Origin of the sequence: Petralouisia muris, assembly GCF_004793545.1 — a bacterium.
Taxonomy (GTDB): Bacteria; Bacillota; Clostridia; order Lachnospirales; family Lachnospiraceae; genus Petralouisia; species Petralouisia muris.
In genome coordinates this window covers 27062-50357 of record NZ_SRYA01000009.1, presented here as the reverse complement: position 1 = coordinate 50357, position 23296 = coordinate 27062, and the positions used below count along the sequence as shown (strand labels likewise).

Below are 23296 nucleotides of genomic sequence, written 5' to 3'. Positions count from 1 at the left end.
ATATATGCTGGCCGAATCATAACATAATTACGCTGAATCATCGTATGGTTCCTGACAGTTTACAAAAAACAGGAGGTTATTATGCCCGGATTTACCACGCACTATCTATTTGGATTAAACGCTTATAAAAAATTAAACGCCACACATTTAAAAAGTATAATTCAAAAGGAACACCACGCTTACAGCTTGGGATTGCAGGGTCCCGATCTGTTTTTCTATTTTCTTCCCTCCTACGCTGTTCACAAGAACAATATCGGTTCCATCGCCCACACAGAAAAGACAAAAGAATTCCTGCGCCATCTGCTGGCAAGCCGAGGAATGTTTTCAACTCGAAAAGAACAGGACATTGCAGAAGCGTATGCGGCCGGCTTTCTGGGACATTATATCTTAGATACCCGCTGTCATCCCTATGTTTACTGGAAAACAGAATTTACAGAAAAAACCAATCAATATCACGGACGTCATATGGGCCTGGAAACAGAAATTGACGCTAAGCTGCTGAAATTCTACCGGCATCTTCCACCTTACGCTTTCCAGCAGAACGTCACAATTGGGCTTTCCCGCCTGCAAAAACGCACCATTACTAGAATTCTGCACTATGTATATGCCAGAACCTATCCGGAACTTGGCATCCTGCCCATTACCATACGGACTTCTATTTCATCCATCCAGCTTGGAACAAAATTTCTGCATGATCCTTCGGGATATAAGAAGAAAATTATCAGCACACTGGAGAAACTGTTCTTAGGCCACACACTGTTATCCACATTAATTCCAAGCGGCAGCCTGTCTGTCCACAGAGATCCCTTAAATCTTCTCCATGAAGAGTGGAAAAATCCCTGGGACCATTCTCTGAGTTCCACGGCTTCTTTTTTTGATTTAATGAAAGCCGCCCAAACAAGTTATCTGGAAATTCTGGAAGAGCTGAACCGCCTGCTTTCTGTAAAACATGAGGCCCCAGTCAAAGACAGAGCGCTCTTAAAACAACGTTATTCTGTTACTTCGGCAGCGCAGAGCGGGGAAAATGGCTGGCAGAAATTCCTGAACCGCCTTGGAAACCTGTCCTATCACAGCGGGCTGGATGCGGGGATTCCCAGTTAAAATTAAATTCCAAAAAATTCTTTTATCTGTCCCAATATGGTACTCATCAGCCTGATTCTTGCTTCCAGGCTGGCCCATGCAATATGAGGCGTAATCAAAAGCCTGTCACTGTCTTTGATATTTTTCAGGGGATTGTCCTCACTCATTGGCTCCGCACAAAGAACGTCAAGGGCTGCTCCCCGGATTTCCCCTGCATTCAAGGCGTCTGCCAGGTCTTGTTCTGATACAATGGGCCCTCTGCCCAAGTTCAGAAAAATTGCTGATTTTTTCATTTTTTCAAATGCCTGTTTATCCATCAGATTCTCCGTCTCAGGAGTCAGCGGAGCATGAACCGATACAATATCGGAGGTTTCCAGCAGTTCTTCAAAGCTTACTCGCTTATAATCCGGCTGATTATTTTTCCCGGTGGTGGAATAATAAATCACATTGCAGCCAAACATTTTCGCTGTTTCCGCCACCCGTCTGCCAATGGCTCCCATTCCGATAATTCCCCAGGTTTTCCCATCGATCTCTGAAAACTTCCGGTCAAAATGGGTAAACAAACAATCCGCCACATATTTTTCTGACTTCACGTATTTATCGTAATAGGGCAGATGCTCCACCAGATAAAACAGCATGGCAAAGGTATGCTGCGTTACCGATTCTGTGGAGTACCCTGCCACATTGCGCCACGCAATTCCCCGTTGAGCCAAGTATTCCTTATCCAGATTATTGGTTCCGGTTGCCGTCACGCAGACCAGCTTCAAATTCTCTGCTTCCCCAACGCTTTCTTCATTGATGGGTACCTTATTTAAAATGATAACGTCTGCGTCCCTGGTTCGTTCCCTGGCCTGTTCTGGCGTGGAAAAATCATATTTAACCACTTCGCCCAGAGACTCATAACCAGATAAATCAATGTCGTCCCCGATGGTTTTTGCATCTAAAAATACTAATTTCATGTGATATCCTCCTCTATGATTAATTTTATGTATCTCTTATCATATTTCTCTTCATCTCCATTGTCTGCCACCCGGCAGACAAAGCCGCATCCATTCCCTGTCTGATATTCATAATATCCCCTTTGGGGATAAACAAAAGCTTCCAGAATCGCCATAATCGTGCCCCCATGAAGCACAAACCCCACATGATTCCAGCGGTTTTCCCAGGACTTTTGGACACAGCTTTGAAAGGCTTGTCTGCAGCGGCGCTTAAAATATTCCGGCTCCTCCCCTCCCGGAAATCCAAGGGTTCCGCCGCTGTCAATAAATTTCTGATAATCTGGATTGCCGCTCAATTCCTGATAATTCTTATATTCAAATACTCCGAAATCCATTTCCCGGAAATCTTCTATGATTTCTGTCTGATTTTTTCCAAAAAGAAGTTCTGCCGTCTGCCTGCATCTTAAGTAAGGGCTTACAAACGCCTGATCCATTTTAGGCAAAGCCTGTCCTTTTTGCCGCAGCCCTTCCTTTTCCTCTTCCAGTATTCCCTCATCGGTACACCCCACATAACGGCGCTCAAGGTTGCCCTGGGTTACCCCGTGGCGAATGAAATACAATTTCATAAGGATACCTTTCTCTCTATGATATTACAGTCAAATTATTTAAACTTACTGTTTCCAACGTCTGTAATTGTTGTACTGCCAACTGCCGAAGTAATTCCATCCCTTCTTGTTGATTTTTCCCCTGATTAATCAAAACAGCATTGTAACTTTCCAAATTTGCAAGTACCAGTAACTGGTTCAGAATTGCTCATACTCGTACCCCGTCAAAACGGATAAGCCCATGGCATTCAGCACATAGGAGGTGGTCGGCTTACTTCAAAAGCTCTGACCATTTTCAATTCTAAACAATTTTTCTTGCTGAGAAAGTTCTACTGCAATATGTGCTTTGTCTAATACAGCCACTGGTAATTTATCCTTTAATATAGAAATTACTAACTGAATATTTTTATTTTGTACAAATTCTGCAACCTTAATTAATTGATTATCATGCATAAGTTCTTTCTTATCATTGAGTAAAAAATGTAAACACGGAAGTTGTTCCGCATCAGCAAACAATAAATATGCCAAATCAAAACATAAAATTTCTCCCTGTTTCTTACCAGAACTCATATTAGCATTAAAGGCATTAAACTTATAAAATTGTTGCTCTTTTTTGTTTGTTTCCTTTTTAAATGTAAGTGCATATTTTTCTCCATATAATTCTTGTGAAATATTAGAAAATATTTTATTAAATTTTTTAACCTGTTCTTTTAATAGAATTTCAAAATCTCCCGAAAAAAGATAATTATCTATGGTATCAATTTGCTCATTAAGTGTATCGATATTTTCTTCAACTTCATTTAATTGAGAAATTATGCTTTCATACTCACCTTTTATTCTATATTTCTCATTCAATTCAAAAATTATTTTTTCTAATTCTTCAAAAGAGTCGCCTTTAGCAACTTCATCTGTCAATTCTTTTTCTTTCCTTAATAGCAGAGATAATTCCTCTTGTGAATCTTTTAACTTCTGTATTAACTCAGGCAAATCTTGAGAAATATACTTTACCTTTTCTATTACCATATTATTATGAAAAGCAACTAAATCCTCAAATGTTTTTTGGACGCCAGAAATATTCTCCGTCACTTCTTCATATAGCAATCTTAATTGCCGCAAATCAATATGAGAAATACTTTGTTCTAAATCTCTCTGAGATTCTTCTATCAAATTCTTACGAATTTCGAGTTTACTGATTAATGCACTTGTTCTATTAATATTATATTTAACAATATTAAGCTGCTCCAAATCTTCTTCTAATGTTTCATTCAAATTAAAAGATGCCTTTTTTTCATTAAGGGCATCAATTTCGTCATCAACCAAGTCTAATGCTATTTCATAGGTTGTTTTTGTTTGCTTTTTCTCTAAACGCTCTCTAAATGTTTTTTCTTGATTGATTTTAGTAACCAGTGCCTGTTTTTTGGCTCCTTCATTAAAAGTGCATCCTAGCAAATATAAATATAATGTTTCATATTCTATATCCGAAGTAAATTTATCCAACGTTTTTAAAGTATTATTTATGCTATCATCTTTATAACGAATATTATGAGATATAATTTGTCTAAAAGAAGGTTTTTCGACGTCTTTATCTGGCATTATATTTTTTTCCAGTTCATCTTCAAAATCTTTATCCAGAACAGTTTTTCCATTAATTTTTCTAACAGCCTTTTTTCGCTGCAAAAAATTCCTCTGAATTTCTAATTGTTTTGCGTTTGAATCACTTAAGTTTTCAGTTAAAATAAGTTTAATTTCTATTTCTTCATCAAACAGAAAATTTTTCACAACATCATAAGTTTCTTTTTTATTTTCTGTATCTGTATAAATTATACTCCCTTTCGCCCCCAAGCAGAAATCGACCAATTTTAAGACCGTTGTTTTTCCAACGTTATTTCCAGTTGATTTCGTATCTTCGACCGGGGTATCATCAATAATTAGATTTAGTCCAGAGCAAAAGTCTATTTCTCGAATAATCTCAGACGAACTTGAGATTATAAGTTTTTTTATAAACATAATTGAATGTACCCCCTTTCATTCATATTAGCCACTTCAATTAAATATAGCCAATCAAGACATAACATAAAAGTTGGAAAAGACATTTCATTTTTAACCTTTACATTCTGATACAAATCCATAATTGTCTGATTATCCATTTTTTTCAATTCTTCAAGAACAAATGCTCCATTATAATATATACTCAATTCAGGATGTATATTGTCAGGTAACAACATGATTATATCCCTCCGGATTCTTAAATATCTTACAACGAATAAATGCATCCACAACTAAAATAGAAACACACATCTCCAATTCTTCATAAGGAATTTCCACATAATTTTTACTATTCATTATTAGCTCAATTAGATTGTCTATAATAGAAAAAAACATCTCATATGGTTCTACATTTTCCCCCAATAATTTAACATACTGTTTTCGAATAACTGCCAAAACAGAGAATTTTATTTACGCCTTGTTTATCAAATTCTTTATACTTTTCGTCTAATCTACTATAATAAATTTTATAATCATCTATGGTAGGCTGAACAGTCAATAAATCATTAAATTCTATTTTTCTTAATATTTCAAATGAATTTATTTCTGGCGATTCAACTATACCTGACAAATTTTCCTGAGATAGTATATGGATAATAGTCGCCAAATTAGAATCAACCTTAACTATGTCAACAAAACTTCCCAACTCATCTTTTAAAAATTCATATAATCCTCGTTGAGCGCTAATCTGCATATTCAAAACAATATTCAACAATGACTTAATATCATATATATCGTTCAATGGCGAAAAGATAACTTTATATGGATTTGTATATACTTGTGCCCTTAATTTATCAGCATCCCCTGAAATTGCAATGAACTTAAAAGCAAATCCAGAATAATCTTCAAAAATCTTTTTAGCTAAAGAATTTTCAATCTTTTGTTTGGAAGAAGTAGCTGAAACCTGAACAATAATCTTGTTTTTATTATCAACCAAATCTATTCCCTCTGTATTTTGTTTGATACCATTAATATTTTCTAACTCATATCCCAACAAATGGTTCATAAGCTCAGCAAAAAATGTCTCAGAATAAATATTTAAATCTAGCAGATTTATTTTGCCTCTACTTTTTATACGATATGATAATATATTTAGCTTTTCTTCTATGTAGTTAAAATAATTACTACGGTTCATTTCAGCCTCTCCCTTCAGAACGTACACTATCCATAAAAAGTAAATAGGCATCTATCTCTAATGCACCAGCTATTTTTGTACATTTCCCAATGCAATACTTGCTTTTTCACACTTCTTTGACAAAATTCTACCACTGATGAATAGAATAAGTCAACCTATCATACTTTTGTAGGATAATAATAATACCCTCCTCCTTTTCTTCATCTTAAATAATTACCTCAAAATATTTCAAAGCATCCTTTATCGCTTCCACTTGCTCCACTTTCGAATGTTTCCTCTTACTTCGATATGCTGTTCTACATGAAATCTGACAACAAGGAGACCCTTCTCTCATTAATCAGCATCCCCTGAAACCGTTCCACTCCAAACTTCTTAGAAAAATGCTGGCATTTACATAAAAAGAGATAATAAATATTTTTCCCGCATCCATGCAGCGATTCAAAATTCCCCTGTCCTTTGGAAAGAATCAAATCTGCGCTGTCTAAAATCTTTTTTCCTTCCTCCGTCAGCTTGGAATAAATCACGCCCTGGATGGAACTGTTATTGGTAATTACCGGAACTTCCTCTGTTATTCCAACCATTCTGGCGTCTTCCATCGTAGCGTCATTGATGGCGTCCTCTCCCCGAACCATGGCGGTGATATGTAATTGGGGATAAGCTTTCTTCAGTTCACGAAGAACAATTTTATCCAGCACGATTTCACCGCAGTTATCCATGATGTATACCAAACTGGAAGCCTCCGCCAGTTCCTGACACAAATGGCCGTACTCCGCTTCATCCAACTGATCTTTCTCTCTGCGGAACAATTCCAGAAATTCCTCCTTTGTCACATGTTCCACAGCGGAAAAATCAATATAATTTCCAATCCGTGCAAAGCGGATAGCCTCTTTTAGGGTATCCTGGCTTTTCTGAATTTCTTGATGCAATTCCGGCTCCATCTCAAGCAGAAGCTGATTGAATTCCTGCTTCATCTGTGCAATTTTCTCATCTTTTCCATAATATTTTTCCCGCAGCTCTGTCAGCATTGCTCCCATCCACGGAGCGTTATGTTCCGGCTCGCTGCTCCCAAGCAGCGCCATAACCTCTCGCATAAAGGCCGTTTTCTTCTCTTCATCTTTAAAATTCTCAATCAGCCGCTCCTGCTGGTTCACCAGACAGCACATGCATTTTGAATATAACAGCATCGCTCACCCTCCTTACCGCTTGCTTCCATTTATAAAAATTTCTACTGCCTATTATACGTTAAATCAGCTTATTCAGCAATAAATTAATCGAATGGTTCCAGAAACTCTATTTTCTTTTTAAGGAAAATTTACAGGAACAATAGGGATTCTTTTGGTTTACATCATTTATATGTTTCTATGATTTCCAATTAACATTTGCAAAAACTCAACATTAGTCATTAGACATTTTCTTTTCCCAGATTCCTTCTTTTTCACCTCCCCATTTAGAAAAATCATATCCCGTCTGGCCTGTGACAGTAACCTGGACAGACTGAGCGTCTTTCTTATTCCGGTATGAATAGAGGACCAGGTCAGAAAATCCTCTGACGTCTGCTCTAACGGACATCCCGGCAAATAAATCAAAAATTCACGCCAGAATGCAGATCACATAGGATAAAAAAATTTTTTTCATGTTCATTCCCAATCTATTGACAGTTGTTCTTCTTTGCATGCGTTCATTTTCCTGTCTGTAATTTTATCATTCTCGGTGATTCTTCCACATAAAATCGGAGAATTCACGTCATAGAACCTGCAGTTTTCCAGAACACTTTTCGGACTGTAATTTGCATAGCAATAGATACACTCATTTCGGCATGTATTATATGTTCCGACTTCCACACTTTCCAGGCAGCCGCATTCCTTTCTTTGGTTCCTGTCCTTCTTCCCATGGATTCTGTATCCGGTAATTTGCTCAATCAGTTCTTTATCAATACAGCAATTGCGCTCAATGCCGCAAGAAGATAAATCCATCTGTTCCGCACATGCCGCCGTTTTCATTCCGTTCTTTTTGGCTACAGCGGCAAGTTCTGCTGCAAAAGCAAGCAGCTCCTGTTCTGTCAGGGAAAAAGTATGCAGCGATTTCATCCTCTTTTGGTTTTTTCCATACAGATCCACAAAACTAATCACGCATTTTGACGTGCAGCCCTTGAGCTCTCCTGCAATCTGCGCAAAGGCTTTTAAGTGATATTCCGGAGTATAGCGATCCGTAAAAATAATCGGATCATATCTCCATACTACTTTCTCTCTGCCAATTTTGCCGGATAATTTTTGAAAAACAGGAATCATGCATTCTTTCTTATGAGGAACATTGGACTCAATATCTTTCCCGAATCCAGTGAGGGTAAATTGAAAATAATATTGGTATGCGCTCAGTTCCTCTAACCTGTGGAGCATCGGCTGTGGATTTTTCGTCCAGAATACGATACAGTCCACAACATCCGGAGATAACATGATTCTGCTGATTTGATGAGGACTCATAGGATTTCGGACATAGAGAAAGCCCTCCTTGATGCGTTTCAGAAACCATTCAGAATAATAATTGGGAATATCGGTTCGGCGGCTGACACTTAAAATCACTTTTGCATTTCCTTTCCGCTTTCTATCTTTTGTCTATTTTGTTTCGGCTTGCACACACAGCGTTTATCCACTCAGTGTTCCAGAGGCCCGCTGTAATATTTCTGATTTTTACTCTTAGGCTTATCCGGTATCGTCATTTTCAGCTGCCCTGTTTCCAGCAGCGTGCAGGTCAGGGTAGGCTTCTCATCAATCACCATATTCAAAACATTCTGCACCTCCTGAATAAAATTATGTGCCTCTTTTATTATTCTATTCGAAAAACAAAAAATAAGCAAACAGTTGTTGGCTTGTTTCGAAAAATTTTGCTTATCTGTTTGCTTATTTTCATATTTAGTTAGCTTATTTATTGGTTTATTTTCCGGGCACAGCTTAATTTTCCACGACCCATTTCACCCGGCTTCCCTGATCCGTCTTTTTCACCACCAGCTTTCGGTCTATCTGCTCTTTCAGTTCTGTCACATGAGAAATAATGCCAACCAATCTGGAGTCTCCGGCCAGCTCATTAAGGATTCCGATAGCGCAATCCCTTGCTTCTTCATCCAGGGAACCGAATCCTTCATCAATAAACATCGTATCCAAATGCACCCGCCCGGCTGTGTTCTGTATCACGTCCGCCATGCCAAGGGCCATGGAAAGGGCTGCCAGAAAGGATTCCCCGCCGGAAAGAGTTTTTACATCCCTGACTTTATCCGTTACCAAATCATACACATCCAAATCCAGCCCGGCTTCTCCCTGTCTGCCCAGATGCTCTACCCTGCGGCAGCGAAGCATAAAGCGGTTTCCATTGATTTTTACCAGCCGCCGGTTTGCTTCCCCTATGATGGAATAAAAATAACGCCGCTGGACATAGGTTTGAAAATCCAGGCGGATATGCTGGGGCAGATTTCCATTGGCTGTTTTATCCAGATTGCTGATCAGCTCATACCTCTGCTTTAACGCCTCCCGTTCCTGATACAGCTTTGCAAGCTGCTGTTTGGCCTGCTGGTTTCTGGCCTTTCCCGCTGCAAGTTTCAGTTTTTCTTTTTCCAGAACCTTCCCTTCCTTCTCCAATTGACGGCTGTGTTCCATCAGCCCTTCTGTTTCCACTCGTTTTTTATCCTTTAACTGTTCCATCAGCAACTTCCGGTTCTTCTTCTGCTCCGTGAGCATTCCCTGGCTTTCTGCAATATCCTGCCTTAATTTCTGTAAAGACAATTCTGCCGCTGTCTTCTTATCTTCCAGAGAAGCTTTCTCCGTTTGGGCTTTCTTAAGCTGCTGCTGCAATTCCCGGATTTCCAAAAAGGGCAGTTCCTTCTGAATCAGCTCCAGCGCCTGGCTGGAGGTCTCAAATAACAGCTTTGCTTCGTACTGGTTTTTCACCATCTCTTCCTGCTGCTGCCCAAGCTGTTTTTCTTCTTCCGCCAGCTTTTCCTGCCTTTTCTCTAACTGCTTAAACAGCTTCTCCTGTCTCTGGGCTTCTTCCAAAGCGGCCGCTGTCTTCTGCTGCTGTTTCATACACTCTGCCAACGCAGGTTTTATCATTTCCGGCTGAAATCCCTCCCCAAACATACGGATTCCATCCTGCATCAGCAAAGAACGTTCTGTTTCACAGCTTTTTTGTATTTTCTGAAAAGCCTCCCGGTATTGATTCATATTCAAATCTGCCTGTTCCCGTTCTTCTTTTGCCAGCTCTACCTGCTGTTTTGTCACTGCATGGGGAGACAGTGCGGCTTTATTGGGATGCTGCTTGGCGCCGCACACCGGGCAGGGCTGACCGTCTCTGAGATTTTGAGCAAGGATTCCCGCCTGCTCCTGAATAAAGAAGCGGTTTTTCTCTTCATATTCCCGGCTCTTTTCCTGAAACAGCAGCAATGCCTGCTGCAGCTTTTCCTGCTCCTGCTTCTGCTTTTTCTCACTTTTTTGCAGCCGTTTACAGGTTTCTGACATCTCTTCTAACAATGACTGCCTTGTTGTCAGTTCCTTTTTTGTTTCTGTAAGGGCAGGAATTTTTGCCGTTTCTTCTTCCAGCTTTCCTATCTGCTCCCGGGCCTGCTGCATCATGTCCTGAATGTTTTCCAGCTTCTTTTTGGCCTGCTGCAGCTCTTTTTCCGATGCCTGCCGCTCTTTTTGCGCACTCAAAACTGCTTCCTTGGCTTCTTTCAGGGCTTCATATTTGGGAAGCAGGTTTGTCCATTCCGCAATCTGTCCAGACAATTCAGGAAGCCGCTTTTCCAATTGCAGGCAAAGTTCCCTCAGCTTGCCAGTTTCTTCCTTTTCCTGCTGATTTTGCTGCTCCAGCAGCTTGGTTCTGGCGTTCAATTCCTCTTCTGATTTCTCTGCCTGCTGGAATAACTGATTTACTTCCTTTGCCTGACGGATGCTCCAGGCATTCTCCTCTGATTGTTTTCTGTTTTCTGATTCCTTGTTTTTGATTTCCTTCTCTCTCTTCTCCATTTCCTCCAGAAAACTGCCCAAAGTTTCCAAAATCTGAGAAGGGTTTGTTTCCAGCCTGCCGCAGCAGTCTTCCCACTCTGCTGCATAGCTGCTATTTGGCAGACAGAAAACGCCCTGGATTTCATGGCTGCACAATTTGCGGTTATCCTCTAACTTGCCATACAATGCCTTGCTCTGGTCCCGCAGCTTCATTTGAAGGACGGCATACACATTAGTGTCAAATATTCTGGCAAATATTTCTTTCCGCTCTTTGGAGGACGCATGGAGCAATTTAATAAACTCTCCCTGGGCAATCATGGCAATCTGGGTAAACTGCTGCGCCCCCACACCCAGGATTTCTATAATTTTCTCATTGATTTCCCTGATTTTCCCAGGAAATTCCCTGCCGTCCGGCATCCATAACGTAACAGAAGCGCTTTCCTTCGTCAGGGTATATTCCCCTTCTTTATTTTTCCGCCTGCTTGTCCTCTGATAATTGGGATTTCTCTGAATCTTATATTCTTTTCCCCCGTAAAGGAAAGTCAGCTCCACAAAGGTGGGGGTATCCGGGTCTGCATACTGGCTGCGCATCATATCCCCTTCCCGTTTGCCGCCGCTGGTCTGATCATATAATGCATAGGTAATGGCGTCAAATATTGTGGTTTTGCCGGCACCCGTATCACCGGTAATCAAAAACACGCCACGGTCTGCATCTGCAAAATCTATCGTTGCCTTACCTGCGTAAGAACCAAAGGCAGACATCACAAGTTTTACTGGCTTCACACTGCTTCCCCTCCCCACTGTTCCAAAATATCTGCAACAATCTTTTCTTCCTCTTCACTCATGGGCTGGCTCTGCATCTCTTGGTAAAAAGCACGAAAGGCTTCCATGGGATGGAGCAGGATTTCCCCTTCTTCCTCTGGCTCTAAAAGATTTCTGGTTCTGGTATTATCCACCCGAAGCTCCAGGATGAAATCGTACACTTCCTCCAATTGTTCCTTGGGCCGGTAGGGCTCCTTTTCATCCGTGAGTGTGACGCTGATAAAATCATGGCGGTTCCCCTCCGTTGCCCTTCCGATAATCTCCCGTAATAACCCCCGTTCCCGGCGCACTTCCTGAATGGGCGTTAAGGGGATAGATTCGATCTGGATTTCCTGCTGTTTGGCGCCTAATGTTACCATAGTGACTGCTTTCTTATGATGCTCCTCGCTGACAGAATATTTCAACGGCGTACCGCAATAACGGATATGGGGCGCTTTTATACTCTGAGCTCCGTGGATATGCCCAAGGGCCGCATAGTCAAAATTCTCTATCACAGACACATCAACATTGTCCAGCCCTCCTACATTTATCACCGTCTGTTCCGAATCGCAGACCTCTGGCTTCTGTCCCTGATTCGTATAAAACTGATGAGATAAAAGCACATTCCTCTGACTGAAATCAATCTGTTCCCTGGAAAGAATTGCATCCACTGCACTTTCATAATCCGTCACAACCCCCTCTTCAAATAAATGACGCACATATCCCGGCTTTAAAAAAGGCAGCAGATAGAAATTCACTTCCCCATGGTCATCCTGCAATACTACTTTTTTCAGATACTCCTCTGGCCGAACAGGGGGCTCTGCTGACACGTAGATCCGATGTTTTTCCAGAAAAGAGCTGGCATAACTCAGCCGCTGGGGATTATCATGGTTTCCGGCAATTATTAAAACAGGGATCTGTGGAGTAATTTCTGCCAATTCCTGCAAAAAATTGTCAAATATGGTATATGCCTCCCCGGAAGGAACGGAACGGTCATAAATATCTCCACAGATTAAAATCACGTCCGGCCGGCGCTCCTTTGCCAAAGCTGTAATCTGAGAAAGAATTGCCTGCTGGTTTTCTTTTAAATTATAATATCGAAGCTGTTTTCCGATATGCAGATCCGATAAATGAAAAATCTTCATAATTCCTCTCCTTTCTGCCCCTGACAAGGCTAGTTACCTAATGTTTTCATAATCCGCGTCATCCGCTGGTCTGCAGCATGGTATACCCGCTGCAAGGGCCAGGGCAGCCCCAAAATATATTCCCGATCGCTCCTCTGCAGGCTTTCCAATTCCCGCAAAAATGACGCCTCATTCTGATACCTCTTTTTCCCAAAATCACAGGGATAATATTTTTCCTGGGGACATTCTTCCTTTTCTACCACCCGCCGGAAATGGGCGGCGCCGTATTTTCCGTACTCCCTGACATAGGATACTTTCTCAATCAGGGGCTCTGCCTGGGGCTCCTCCAGCAAAATAATCCCCTTGGCCAGATAATGCTGCCAGACTGCGGCCCCTGCCCGCTCCCTGGATATGGGATAATCCAGTTCTTTTATTATCTGTTCCACGGTATAACCCAAATCTGCAAGATGACAAATGGCGCCTCCATAGGCCATATCACCGACAAAATCAGCCAACGCCTGATGAAAATACTGGTGTTCCAAAGCCGTTCTCCTTCTCATTCAGGCAATTTTCAAATATCGCTTCAAATCTTCCATCTGCTTTTTGGCCTGCTGATATCCTTCTTCATACAAAGCCGTCAGCTTCTGGGGATCCGACTCCGTCCTTCCGACTCCATGAGTGGTTTCCGGCGCAATCACAAAGATTTCCCCAGACCGTTCCCGCTCCATCAATTCCTGGATGCACGCATTATATCGCTCGGGCCTGTTTTTAATGTCCTCTGCTACCTTTGGATATTTTTTATATAATTTCCGGGAAATATCTCCCACACGCTCTGTTTTTTTCACATAGCCCCGTTCCCTGGTAAGAATCACGATATTCTTATCGCACCCTTCCTGTATCGCATGTTTGTAGGGAACAGAATCAGACAATCCGCCGTCCAGATAATATCGCCTCCCCACTTTCACCGGCTGAAACAGAATGGGCAGGGCGCAGCTTGCGACCACCACATCAAATTTATCATCCCGTCTGGGCACTTCCAGATATTCCGGTTCCCCAGTATGGATATTTGTCACACAGGCTTCCACTTTTCCCGGAAAAGCCTCAAAGGCGTCATAGTCAAAAGCCTCCAGCTTGTTGGGAACCTCCCCGAATACAAAGGGAATGTTATAAAAGCTTCTGTCTTTTAACAGATGGCGCATTCCCATATACCGTTTATCATTCATATATTTCTGTGCAATTTCCAGGTTTCTGCCCTTCTGCTTTGCCAGATAGGATACTCCGTAGGCAATGCCTGCAGACACCCCGATAAAATAATCTGGCATAATATTTTCCTCTAAAAATGCATCTGTGACGCCGCAGCTGAATAATGTCCTGCTTGCGCCGCCCTCCATGGTAATTCCAAGCTTCATTCTATTTTCATTCCTTTCCTTATACTCATCTTTCTTCTGCCGCTTAAAACGCATTTGAAAAATGTTTTCTGCGAGATGTGCCTAATAAGGCGGGATTTTCAGATTATAAAAAGATTTTTTAATACGCTTTAGTATTTTACCGCATTTTTCTCATATTTACAATGACAAAACTTTAAAGTATTATGGAAACAGATTGCACTTGCAACAGGCAGGGACATAGATGACATCAGGAATGTCATTGAAAAAAAGGAGCCTGAGTTAGTGTGACTTGGAATTTTCATTTGAAAAGAAGCGGGCAGGGAAACCAAAATTCCCTGCCTGTTATTTTTTTGTTTAAAGCATTTCTGCAAAAACCGCCTGTAACAACCCTTGTAATTTTTTCTCAAAGAGTTATAATTAAAAAAATACAATTATTTCCAAGATAACCAACGTAAAGGGGAGGGGGAACTTCCATGAAACAAACACAAGAAATCCAAATGACTTATTCCGGCCTGCTTCCGCAAAAGGATGGAAAAAAAATTGTAAGAGTCGTTTTTGAACGAGGCAAAGACTTTGCGGAGGGAATTGTGCCCTCCGGCCAGATAGAGAAATCTTCTGGCTTTACGCCGGAAGAATTAAAACAATTAAGCGATTACCTGATCCAGAATGGAGATAATATTCTCACAAAAGCAAAAGAGGTGAATCCCCTGCGGAACTGGATGAGGAAAAAATAAACACGTCACAGGGCTTCCACAGAAAACGCCCTCTGTGAAAGCCCCTCTTTATAGAGTCTGTCAATGCTTTTTGCCGTCTAAAGGTTTACAGGTTATCAGCACAATAAATATTCTTCATCTGTTTTATCACAAACTGTTTGCCGCCCGCTAAAATTCCTTCTTCTTCATAATGGCAACACTGATGCTGGCAGACAACAGCAGCAGCGCCGCTGCCGCAGCCATGGTAAGCCCCACGATAGCTTCCCAACCCAATTTGGGCATACGATTCAGCAGGTCAATCAAATCAATTTCCATAATGTCTGCAGCCTTTCCCACAATGATACATACCACAAACACTGCTCCCACCACAGCAATCGCTGCAATTCTGCCCTTTTCACCGCCGAATTTAAGCTGAAAAGGAATCATCATTGCCAACAATATCAGGATCACCGGAAAAATTTCAATGGCAGTCAAAAGTATATCCCAAGCAGCAGCAGTCTTTCTCACTTCTCCGCTGACTATGGCAATCAGAAGGGAAAACAGCCAGCAGCTCCCGCCCATCATAAGACCGAACCCATATTTTTCCGCCACATACCCGCTTCTTGTAACAGGCAGGGAAAACAGAAATGCATTGCCATTATCATATTCATCATAGTTGATGGTGCTCAGTGTAAACAGTGCGCCGATAAATGTTATATAGCTGATAATAAATGATGTATCCTTTACGACGCTGACTAACATTAAGGCAATAAATCCAATGGTTATGAAAAATTTCTTCTGGTTCAGCATAAGTTTTATATCTTTAATCAGTAATCCTTTCATTCCTTCCACCTTCCTTTCACGCTTCTCCCCGTATCATCATGGCAATCACTTCATCCACCGACCCTTTTTCTATCACAGTCTGGGGATAATTTTCCAGATAATACCGTTTCTGGTTCGTCAGGCATGTATATCCAAAGCTTTCCTTTTTATGCCGCAAAATATACTGCTTATCCAGCTTCTCATACTGGCTGCTGTTTACCTTGAGCAGAGCATAATCGCTCAGCAGCACATCCGTGTCTTCATGCAGGATAATTTTCCCCTCATGCACCATGTAAAGGTCATCGCACAAACTTTCCAAATCACCGGAAATATGGGAACTAATCAAGATAGAGCGGTCTTCCTCCGCCTCCATAAAGTCCCTCAAAAGCTCCAGCAGCTCATCACGGGCTACCACGTCAAGGCCTACGGTAGGCTCATCCAGAATCAGCAGCTTTGCCCTATGGGAAATAGCTGCAAGCACCTTTAGCTTCGCCTTCATTCCTGTAGAAAATTCTTTAATTTTCTTATCCGTCGGCAGTCCGAACCGCTGCACCTGCTTCATGAAAAAATCCTTGTCAAAAGTCCCATAAAGATTTGCCAGCACTGGAATAATATCATGAATATTCAAATATCCGCTGAATCCGGAATCTGACAGGACCACTCCCAGCTTCTGCTTATCCTTTACCGTAAATTCCTCCACATCCTTGCCGAAGGCCTCTACTTTCCCTCCGTCTCTGTGAATTAAGCCCAAAATTGCCTTAAAGGTCGTGCTTTTTCCTGCGCCGTTCTGGCCAATCAGCCCCGTCACGCATCCCGGCCTGACCTCCATAGAGCAATCCAGGGTAAAATCCTCATATTTCTTCACTAAATGCTCAATTCTCAACATTTTCATCCCTCCAAAATCAATTCAAACAAGCTTCTGATGTCTTCGTCACTGATTCCATATCTTCTGCCTTTTAAAACCGCCAGTTCCAAATCCGCTTCCAGTTCCTTCTTCTGTTCTTCTAAGAGAAGCTCCTTGTTGGCTGCAGCCACATAAGTTCCTTTTCCATGAACTGTTACCGTAAAGCCCTCCGCTTCCAGGCTGTCATATGCTTTCTTCACTGTCAAAGCGCTGATTTTCAATTCCTTTGACAAGGCACGGACAGAAGGCAGGTTATCATTCTCCTTCAGCTCCCCTTCACGGATCATGGCCTTAATCTGATCCACAATCTGCTCATAGATAGGAACCATCAGGGAACCATTTATAATGATATTCATTTTTCATTTCCTCCTTGTTGTAAACAGTATATAACAGTATTCAACTGTTGTCAAGTGTTATATACTGTTTATTTCAAATCTCACCTGACTGACGGGCTGTAAATGATGATAAAATTGCCAAAAAACCTATTCCATCCACACAGCCATTGGAGTATAATAGATAAAAAATTCATTATTACGGCTAAGGAGGTAACTATGGGCTGTTTAGGTAACTTGATATGGTTTTTATGCGGAGGAATATGGCAGGGAATTTGCTGGATGGCTGCAGGGCTTTTGTGGTGCATTACGATTGTGGGCATTCCCATAGGGACGCAGTGTTTTAAGTTTGCATCTCTGGCATTCTTCCCTTTTGGAAAAGAAGTAGAATACGGCGGAGGAACATTATCCCTTCTTGCAAATATTTTATGGCTGATCATAAGCGGAATTCCTTTAGCCCTATCTGCTGCCATAAACGGCGTTTTATTATGTTGTACCATCATAGGGATTCCATTTGGAATGCAATGCTTTAAAATTGCCAAGCTGGCCCTCATGCCATTTGGGGCAATTGTACATTCCTAATGAAACAGGGGGAATTGGAAGCAAAGTTACCTTAAAACCGGAAGGAACAGCCACTTATAAAAGCAGCAACTCCAAAATTGCATCCGTAAACAGCAAGGGAGAAGTACGTTTCAAACAATTTGGAAAAGCAACCATTACGGTAAATGCAAAAGGAAACAGCAATTACGAATCGGCAACGAAAAAGATTACCGTTGAGGTAATTCCAAAGAAAGTGACTGTCCGCAGCCTGAAATCCACCAAATCAAAAACGGCAGTTTTAAAATGGAAGCGGGATAAAAAAGTAACGGGGTATAAAGTCCAATATGCAGCCAACAATAAATTTAAAGGCGCTAAGACGATATCCGTAAAGAAAAACAGTACCGTTTCCGCCAAATTAAAGAAACTGAAGGGCGGCAAGAAATATTATGTGCGCATACGTTCATACAAAAAGGTGAACAAAAAGACAACGGTATACAGTGACTGGAGTAAAGTAAAGACTGTTAAAGTAAAAAAATAGTCCGGTTCTGCAGGACAGGCAGGCAATCGTAAAGAAATGGGGCTGCCGGGAAATGATTAGTTTCCCGGCAGCCTTGTTTTTGCCTGCAAAAATAATATGGAAGTTAGTTGAAACATCCGTGCTTTTGTGATAAGGTAGGCATAAAAAGGAGGCAGGGCGAAGCCATGGCATTATATTTAAACACAAATGCAGCATTCAAAGATTTTCAGATGCTTAGAAATGACAGGTATTTTGTGGACAAATCTGCAATGATCCAAAAAGTAAATGAACGGGTGAACACCAAAAATCGGTTTCTGTGCATTACAAAGCCCCGGCGGTTTGGAAAAACGTCAGCGCTGAATATGCTTGGGGCATATTACGGAAAAGCCTATTCCTCAAAAGAATTGTTTGACCATTTAAAGATCAGCAGAAGCCAAAGTTATCCGGTTCATATGAATCAATATAACCTTATTAGCTTTTCCATGAATGAACTCTCAGGACAGGGAAACACATATCTGGATTATATTTTCAGCCATGAATTATATCAGGAAAACCAGAGGGATTTTCTTGAATTTTTAAGAAATTTGCTCAAAGACAGATCTTATGTAGCATTGGCCTATATGACAGGAGTGCTTCCTATCAAAAAGTACAGCACTGGCTCCGCATTAAACATGTTTGATGAATATACAATGCTGAATGATTGCTGTTTTGATGAATATTTTGGATTTACCGAACAGGAAGCAGAAATGCTTTGCTGCAGGCAGTCACAGTTGACATTGACTGAACTTGCAGAATGGTACAATGGCTATTCCGCCTGGGACGGCAGAAAATTATATAATCCCCGTTCCGTTGTTTTGGCTTTGATCAATGGGATCTGCAGGAGTTATTGGACACGGACCGGTAAACTGGATGAGGTGCTTTTTTTCCTGAAATACAATCTTGGAGAGGTTCGGGATGACGTAATTAAGATGGTGAACCATATGCCTGTCAAGATAGACATATCCGAAGAATATGCAGCTGGCCAAAAGAGCCCCTCCAACAGGGAAGAAATCTATGCCGCTATGCTAGTATATGGCCTGTTATCTTATTATGATGGAGAACTTCGGATTCCTAATAAAGAATTGATGCTGGAATTTCAGAAAGCATTAAAAGATGAGGAATTTGGCTATGTGGCAGAGCTTGTAAGAAATTCCAATGAAATGTTGAATGCTACATTAGAGAAAAGAGAAGAAGCTGTAGCAGCATATCTGCATGATATCCATAACAGCAAGAAGGCATGGAGCATATTTTACTGGTAGGAATATGCTATGATACGGGAAAGAAAGTGCACCAATGCAAAATAGAAGAAGTATAAAACTTCCATTTCTGCCCATACTATTCCGGTAAATATCACAAGATTGGAAAAGAAAGGCAGGAAAATCATTATGGCAGCAGACTTTAAACAGAGCGAAACCATGAAGAACCTGATGCGCGCCTTTGCCGGAGAGAGCCAGGCCAGAAACCGCTACACTTTTGCCGCAGGCCAGGCCCATCAGCAAGGACTGTATGTGCTGGAGCAGATCTTCAAATTCACTGCAGACCAGGAAAAAGAACATGCAGAAGTATTTTATAACCAGTTAAAGGAGCTGGCTGGGAAAACCATTGCCATTGAAGGGGCGTACCCGGTGGACTTAAGCCCCAATATGTCAGAATTACTGAAAATGGCCCAGCACAACGAATACGAAGAGCATGATGATGTGTATAAGCATTTTGGAGATACGGCTCAGGAAGAAGGATTCGGCAAGGCAGCCATGAAATTTCATAAGATTGCAGAAATTGAAAAGATGCATGGAGATCGCTTCGGCGCATTTGCAAAGCTTTTGGAAGATAACCAGTTATTTGTCTCCAAAGTAGAAACAAAATGGATGTGTCTAAACTGTGGATATGTCTATGAGGGCACACAAGCGCCTATGACCTGCCCCGTATGCGACCATGAACAGGGATGGTATGTGCGTCTGGAGCTTGCACCCTACTGCGGAAAGACAGAGGGAGCAAGGATACAGTAACTGCCAATACCGCTCAGCCTGCCGTCTGGCGGCCGTATGGCAGAAAAAAGCTGTTGGAAAGGTTTTCCGACAGCTTTTTTCAATAAAGTGGTTTTTTTCATGATTTTTTCACGGGCTTATGTTAAAATACCGTTATTGCAATAAATAAAAGAAAATTTGGAGGTAATTTAGCTATGAGAAGAAAAAAATATTTAGCTATTGCATTGGTATTATCAGGAGTTATGGTATTTTCTGCTGGATGCGGAAATAACAAAAAGGAAGAGGCAAAATCCGTGGAGGATACCGCAGATCAGGATACTGCCGGAGGTGATTCCGGGGAAAGCGGGCAGCAAGAAGCAGGGGAAACCGGATCAGAAAATAACCATGAGGATGCATTGAATTTTAAGTCTGAAGATTATGTGAAGCTGGGAGAATATAAGAATCTGAAGGTACAGTATCCGGTGCCGGAGGTGTTTGAGGAAGATGTAGAATATGCAATTCAGGAACTGCAGGATGAAAATACGGAATACCAGGAAATTACAGACCGCCCGTCCCAAGAAGGAGACAGTGTCAATATCGACTACACCGGGACCATGGACGGCGAGGAATTTGAAGGCGGAAGCGATACAGATTATGAACTTGTGCTGGGGTCTGGAGATTTTCTGGAAGATTTTGAGAACAGCCTGATCGGAAAAAACAAAGGAGAAGTTGTGACCTTTCCGCTAACTTTTCCGGAAGAATACTTTGATTCCGAAGCAGAAGGAAAGCAGGCAGAATTTACCGTTACCATCAATAAAATCAGTGAAGTTATTGTGCCGGAATATACAGATGAATTTGTGGCAAAGGTCACAGATTACAAGACAACAGAGGAGTATGAGGATTACATAAGAGGGGACTTAATGATTACAGCTCAGGAGGAATCTGCTTCTGCATCCGGAGAAGACGCTCTGGCGCTGGCTGTGGAAAATGCGGAAGTAAACGGCTATCCTCAGGAATTGTATGATTTCTATTACGATGAAACTGTAGCAGGATATCAGTTCTATGCATCTATGATGGGAATGGAATACGAGGAATTTTTAGAGCAATTAGGAGAAGGAGCCGTTGAGGATGCAGTGTTAGCCCAGGTAGAGGAATATTTGGTGGCTCAGGCCATTGCGGACAAAGAAGGTCTCACGGTTACGGGTGAAGGGTATCAGGAAGAAGTCCAGGCCTTGCTGGAAGAATATGAATATGATACGATAGAAGAGTTAGAAGAGGACTACGGAAAAACTTCTATTATTACCCAGATCATCCGCAGCAGAGTTGTAAATTTCCTTTATGAGAATGCCGAAGTGGAAGAAGTGTCCCAAGATGAGTATTACGGCGAGGATGAATCAGAAGACGAAGATACAGAAGACGGAGAAGAAGCTGGCGAAGGCGAACTGGAATTAGAGACAGACGGAGAAGAGTAAGCAATGAAAAAAAATGTAAAATTGGCGCTGTTTGAATATGGAATGATTACCTTTGCGGCTGTTTTATTGGTAATCGGCGTTTATTTTTTCAAATTTCCGAATAATTTTTCTTTTGGAGGAGTCACGGGCATGGCTATAGTGCTCAGCGCCGTGACCCCCTTCAGCGCCGGCACGATCAACTTTGTAATAAATATGGCTCTGCTGGTTGTGGGATTTCTCTGCTTCGGCAAGGAATTTGGAGCCAAAACAGTTTATGTAAGCGTTTTAATGTCTTTGGGATTAAGCGGCCTGGAAAAATACTTCCCCATGCCGCATCCTATGACAAACGAGCCAGTGTTAGAGCTGATTTTTGCCATTGTGCTTCCAGCTCTCAGTTCCGCTATCCTGTTTAATATAGGAGCCAGCGGGGGAGGTACGGATATTATTGCAATGGTCTTAAAAAAGCACAGTACTGTAAATATCGGAACAGCGTTGTTTTTGGTGGATCTGATGATTACCGTGGCAGCATGCTTTATCTTTGACGCTGCCACAGGCCTGTTTTCCTTTTGCGGCCTGATGGCAAAATCCCTGGTAATCGACACCGCCATTGAAAACATTAACCTGTGCAAATACTTTACCATCGTCTGTGATGATCCGGAGCCTATCTGCGATTTTATCCATGAGAAGCTAACCCGCAGCGCTACTATTTTTGAAGCAGAGGGAACGTATACCCATCATAAAAAATATGTGATTTTAACGGTAATGAAGCGGGGACAGGCAGTTCAGCTCAGAAATTATATCAGATGGAATGAGCCGGGAGCGTTTATGATGATTACAAACAGCAGCGAGATCATTGGCAAAGGATTTCGAGGACTGAATTAACCTTTGGCAGAGCGGTTTTTTATACCTGTGAGCCAAATGGATTGGAACAGAGGACAGGAGAGAATTATGAATATACTGAATTATCTGGCAACCGCATTGAGCATTTCTGCAATTATGACTGTCATTCCCTTTATTCTGGGTTACCGGAATAAAGGGAATGCAGCGAAGCAGAAGAACTATTGGAAAATAAGCTGCCTGTTTGGGGCAGTTACTGTTGTGATCGGCCTGGTGACTTTGATTTTGATGCTTCCGTTTTTTTAACGTCACCTCTGCATATCTGCAAGAATTTTCCAGATATCATCCACCGTATCCGCAATCTGCTTTGCCCCATTCTGAAGCAGGAACTCCCGGTCCCGAAATCCCCAGCTTACACTGATACAGGGAATTCCTGCATTCTTAGCCGTGGCAAGATCCACATCTGAATCCCCCACATAGACACAGGACTCCGGCTGGGAACAGAGTTCCTTCATAGCCGCAAACACCGTATCTGGCGCTGGCTTTTTGGCAACCTCCGGTGATTCCCCAATGGCAGCGGCAATATAAGGATCAAAAAAATCCTCGCAGAGCCCTTTCACCGCCCGGTCAAACTTGTTGGAAACCACTGCCAGTTTATAGCCTTTGTCTGCAGCGTTTTTCAGAAATTCCATCACTCCGGGAAAGGGCTTGGTGCAGTCCTTTTTATGAAGTGCATAATGATCCTGAAAATCTTTCAAACACTCCTCATACTGAGGGAAATTCCGTCCTTCAGGAATAGCCCGCTCGATCAGTACGGCAACGCCGTTTCCAACCATTTGACGCACACTGTCCTCAGAATGGGTGGGGAATCCATAGCAAGCCATGGCATAATTTACGCTGTTAGTCAAATCAGTTAATGTATTCAGTAAGGTTCCGTCTAAATCAAAAATAATTGTATTAATTTTCCGTGTCATACGCTCACTCCTTTGTCTCTTATCCCATACAGTCCCATATTTTTAAAAATATAAACCGTTACCATTTTATACCTGTCAAAAGAAATCTGCAAGAAAAATCTTTGTGCGTTTACAGA

Annotated in this window: 24 protein-coding genes and 1 pseudogene; 9 read left to right on the top strand and 16 right to left on the bottom strand. The window is 41.7% G+C overall.

The features are described from left to right. Positions 1-81 precede the first annotated feature (81 nt). On the top strand, positions 82-1101 hold the full coding sequence (locus E5329_RS05925; RefSeq protein ID WP_135988666.1) for a zinc dependent phospholipase C family protein: 1020 nt from the start codon (positions 82-84) through the stop codon (positions 1099-1101). 2 nt (positions 1102-1103) lie between these two features. Here the strand turns inward: E5329_RS05925 and E5329_RS05920 are convergent, their stop codons facing one another. The 12 genes and pseudogenes from E5329_RS05920 to E5329_RS05865 all read right to left on the bottom strand — a co-directional run bounded on the left by E5329_RS05920 (position 1104) and on the right by E5329_RS05865 (position 14129). Next, positions 1104-2039 carry a D-2-hydroxyacid dehydrogenase gene (locus E5329_RS05920; protein ID WP_135988665.1) on the bottom strand — a complete coding sequence of 312 codons (936 nt, stop codon included), beginning with the start codon at positions 2037-2039 and terminating at the stop codon, positions 1104-1106. Then, positions 2036-2644 (bottom strand): histidine phosphatase family protein, encoded by a 609-nt coding sequence (locus tag E5329_RS05915; RefSeq protein ID WP_135988664.1) that lies wholly within the window; start codon positions 2642-2644, stop codon positions 2036-2038. Before E5329_RS05915 ends, E5329_RS05920 begins: the two co-directional genes overlap by 4 nt. A 255-nt stretch (positions 2645-2899) precedes the next feature. Beyond that, positions 2900-4630 (bottom strand): DUF2326 domain-containing protein, encoded by a 1731-nt coding sequence (locus E5329_RS05905; RefSeq protein WP_135988663.1) that lies wholly within the window; start codon positions 4628-4630, stop codon positions 2900-2902. Beyond that, a complete protein-coding gene (locus E5329_RS05900) occupies positions 4621-4848 on the bottom strand; it encodes an ABC-three component system middle component 6 (protein ID WP_135988662.1) in 228 nt (75 codons plus the stop codon). The genes E5329_RS05905 and E5329_RS05900 overlap by 10 nt, the downstream gene beginning before the upstream one ends. After that, positions 4835-5804, bottom strand: a pseudogene (locus E5329_RS05895) (ABC-three component system protein). Before E5329_RS05895 ends, E5329_RS05900 begins: the two are co-directional and overlap by 14 nt. Before the next feature lie 296 nt (positions 5805-6100). After that, positions 6101-6988, bottom strand: coding sequence for a damage-control phosphatase ARMT1 family protein (locus E5329_RS05890; RefSeq protein WP_135988661.1), 888 nt, complete (start codon positions 6986-6988; stop codon positions 6101-6103). 453 nt (positions 6989-7441) lie between these two features. After that, on the bottom strand, positions 7442-8383 hold the full coding sequence (locus tag E5329_RS05885; RefSeq protein WP_135988660.1) for a DUF1848 domain-containing protein: 942 nt from the start codon (positions 8381-8383) through the stop codon (positions 7442-7444). A 71-nt stretch (positions 8384-8454) separates the two neighbouring features. Beyond that, positions 8455-8586, bottom strand: coding sequence for a Fic family protein (locus E5329_RS30485; protein WP_275443059.1), 132 nt, complete (start codon positions 8584-8586; stop codon positions 8455-8457). A gap of 166 nt (positions 8587-8752) precedes the next feature. Further along, a complete protein-coding gene (locus E5329_RS05880; protein ID WP_135988659.1) occupies positions 8753-11578 on the bottom strand; it encodes an SbcC/MukB-like Walker B domain-containing protein in 2826 nt (941 codons plus the stop codon). After that, the gene (locus tag E5329_RS05875; protein ID WP_135988658.1) at positions 11575-12741 is read right to left on the bottom strand and encodes an exonuclease SbcCD subunit D; all 1167 of its coding nucleotides are present in this window, start codon (positions 12739-12741) and stop codon (positions 11575-11577) included. Before E5329_RS05875 ends, E5329_RS05880 begins: the two co-directional genes overlap by 4 nt. Positions 12742-12770: 29 nt before the next feature. Next, positions 12771-13262 (bottom strand): hypothetical protein, encoded by a 492-nt coding sequence (locus tag E5329_RS05870; protein ID WP_168356534.1) that lies wholly within the window; start codon positions 13260-13262, stop codon positions 12771-12773. Positions 13263-13280: 18 nt separating this feature from the next. Next, positions 13281-14129 carry a patatin-like phospholipase family protein gene (locus E5329_RS05865; protein ID WP_135988656.1) on the bottom strand — a complete coding sequence of 283 codons (849 nt, stop codon included), beginning with the start codon at positions 14127-14129 and terminating at the stop codon, positions 13281-13283. A gap of 452 nt (positions 14130-14581) precedes the next feature. On the opposite strand from E5329_RS05865, the gene E5329_RS05860 reads away from it, so the two are divergent. Beyond that, positions 14582-14842: a hypothetical protein gene (locus E5329_RS05860; RefSeq protein ID WP_135988655.1), complete on the top strand. Its 261-nt coding sequence runs from the start codon at positions 14582-14584 to the stop codon at positions 14840-14842. Between the two features lie 147 nt (positions 14843-14989). Here the strand turns inward: E5329_RS05860 and E5329_RS05855 are convergent, their stop codons facing one another. The 3 genes from E5329_RS05855 to E5329_RS05845 are packed head-to-tail and all read right to left on the bottom strand — an operon-like array spanning position 14990 to position 16882. Continuing rightward, positions 14990-15643, bottom strand: coding sequence for an ABC-2 transporter permease (locus E5329_RS05855; RefSeq protein WP_135988654.1), 654 nt, complete (start codon positions 15641-15643; stop codon positions 14990-14992). A gap of 16 nt (positions 15644-15659) precedes the next feature. After that, on the bottom strand, positions 15660-16508 hold the full coding sequence (locus E5329_RS05850) for an ABC transporter ATP-binding protein (RefSeq protein ID WP_135988653.1): 849 nt from the start codon (positions 16506-16508) through the stop codon (positions 15660-15662). Between the two features lie 2 nt (positions 16509-16510). Further along, positions 16511-16882 carry a GntR family transcriptional regulator gene (locus tag E5329_RS05845; RefSeq protein ID WP_135988652.1) on the bottom strand — a complete coding sequence of 124 codons (372 nt, stop codon included), beginning with the start codon at positions 16880-16882 and terminating at the stop codon, positions 16511-16513. A gap of 195 nt (positions 16883-17077) precedes the next feature. Between E5329_RS05845 and E5329_RS05840 the strand changes: the two genes are divergently transcribed. The 7 genes from E5329_RS05840 (at position 17078) to E5329_RS05810 (ending at position 22512) form a co-directional block, all read left to right on the top strand. Continuing rightward, positions 17078-17440, top strand: coding sequence for a YccF domain-containing protein (locus tag E5329_RS05840; protein WP_135988712.1), 363 nt, complete (start codon positions 17078-17080; stop codon positions 17438-17440). After that, positions 17418-17936, top strand: a complete 519-nt coding sequence (locus E5329_RS05835) for a fibronectin type III domain-containing protein (RefSeq protein WP_168356536.1) — start codon at positions 17418-17420, stop codon at positions 17934-17936. Before E5329_RS05840 ends, E5329_RS05835 begins: the two co-directional genes overlap by 23 nt. Positions 17937-18100: 164 nt before the next feature. Next, a complete protein-coding gene (locus E5329_RS05830; RefSeq protein WP_135988650.1) occupies positions 18101-19213 on the top strand; it encodes an AAA family ATPase in 1113 nt (370 codons plus the stop codon). Between the two features lie 126 nt (positions 19214-19339). Continuing rightward, on the top strand, positions 19340-19960 hold the full coding sequence (gene rbr, locus E5329_RS05825) for a rubrerythrin (RefSeq protein WP_135988649.1): 621 nt from the start codon (positions 19340-19342) through the stop codon (positions 19958-19960). Positions 19961-20133: 173 nt separating this feature from the next. Beyond that, positions 20134-21390 carry a trigger factor gene (gene tig / locus E5329_RS05820; RefSeq protein ID WP_135988648.1) on the top strand — a complete coding sequence of 419 codons (1257 nt, stop codon included), beginning with the start codon at positions 20134-20136 and terminating at the stop codon, positions 21388-21390. Between the two features lie 3 nt (positions 21391-21393). Next, positions 21394-22251 (top strand): YitT family protein, encoded by an 858-nt coding sequence (locus E5329_RS05815; RefSeq protein WP_135988647.1) that lies wholly within the window; start codon positions 21394-21396, stop codon positions 22249-22251. Between the two features lie 66 nt (positions 22252-22317). Then, complete coding sequence (locus E5329_RS05810; protein WP_135988646.1) at positions 22318-22512, top strand: hypothetical protein; 195 nt, start codon at positions 22318-22320, stop codon at positions 22510-22512. 2 nt (positions 22513-22514) lie between these two features. Here the strand turns inward: E5329_RS05810 and E5329_RS05805 are convergent, their stop codons facing one another. Then, positions 22515-23180, bottom strand: a complete 666-nt coding sequence (locus E5329_RS05805) for an HAD family hydrolase (protein ID WP_135988645.1) — start codon at positions 23178-23180, stop codon at positions 22515-22517. Positions 23181-23296: the final 116 nt, after the last annotated feature.

Coding starts and splice junctions, on each gene's coding strand:
- E5329_RS05855 (WP_135988654.1), bottom strand. CDS start 15,643: ATGAAAGGATTACTGATTAAAGATATAAAACTTATGCTGAACCAGAAG.
- E5329_RS05915 (WP_135988664.1), bottom strand. CDS start 2,644: ATGAAATTGTATTTCATTCGCCACGGGGTAACCCAGGGCAACCTTGAG.
- E5329_RS05845 (WP_135988652.1), bottom strand. CDS start 16,882: ATGAATATCATTATAAATGGTTCCCTGATGGTTCCTATCTATGAGCAG.
- E5329_RS05890 (WP_135988661.1), bottom strand. CDS start 6,988: ATGCTGTTATATTCAAAATGCATGTGCTGTCTGGTGAACCAGCAGGAG.
- E5329_RS05925 (WP_135988666.1), top strand. CDS start 82: ATGCCCGGATTTACCACGCACTATCTATTTGGATTAAACGCTTATAAA.
- E5329_RS05830 (WP_135988650.1), top strand. CDS start 18,101: ATGGCATTATATTTAAACACAAATGCAGCATTCAAAGATTTTCAGATG.
- E5329_RS05860 (WP_135988655.1), top strand. CDS start 14,582: ATGAAACAAACACAAGAAATCCAAATGACTTATTCCGGCCTGCTTCCG.
- E5329_RS05900 (WP_135988662.1), bottom strand. CDS start 4,848: ATGTTGTTACCTGACAATATACATCCTGAATTGAGTATATATTATAAT.
- E5329_RS05905 (WP_135988663.1), bottom strand. CDS start 4,630: ATGTTTATAAAAAAACTTATAATCTCAAGTTCGTCTGAGATTATTCGA.
- E5329_RS05875 (WP_135988658.1), bottom strand. CDS start 12,741: ATGAAGATTTTTCATTTATCGGATCTGCATATCGGAAAACAGCTTCGA.
- tig (WP_135988648.1), top strand. CDS start 20,134: ATGAGAAGAAAAAAATATTTAGCTATTGCATTGGTATTATCAGGAGTT.
- E5329_RS05920 (WP_135988665.1), bottom strand. CDS start 2,039: ATGAAATTAGTATTTTTAGATGCAAAAACCATCGGGGACGACATTGAT.
- E5329_RS05850 (WP_135988653.1), bottom strand. CDS start 16,508: ATGTTGAGAATTGAGCATTTAGTGAAGAAATATGAGGATTTTACCCTG.
- E5329_RS05840 (WP_135988712.1), top strand. CDS start 17,078: ATGGGCTGTTTAGGTAACTTGATATGGTTTTTATGCGGAGGAATATGG.
- rbr (WP_135988649.1), top strand. CDS start 19,340: ATGGCAGCAGACTTTAAACAGAGCGAAACCATGAAGAACCTGATGCGC.
- E5329_RS05815 (WP_135988647.1), top strand. CDS start 21,394: ATGAAAAAAAATGTAAAATTGGCGCTGTTTGAATATGGAATGATTACC.
- E5329_RS05865 (WP_135988656.1), bottom strand. CDS start 14,129: ATGAAGCTTGGAATTACCATGGAGGGCGGCGCAAGCAGGACATTATTC.
- E5329_RS05810 (WP_135988646.1), top strand. CDS start 22,318: ATGAATATACTGAATTATCTGGCAACCGCATTGAGCATTTCTGCAATT.
- E5329_RS05805 (WP_135988645.1), bottom strand. CDS start 23,180: ATGACACGGAAAATTAATACAATTATTTTTGATTTAGACGGAACCTTA.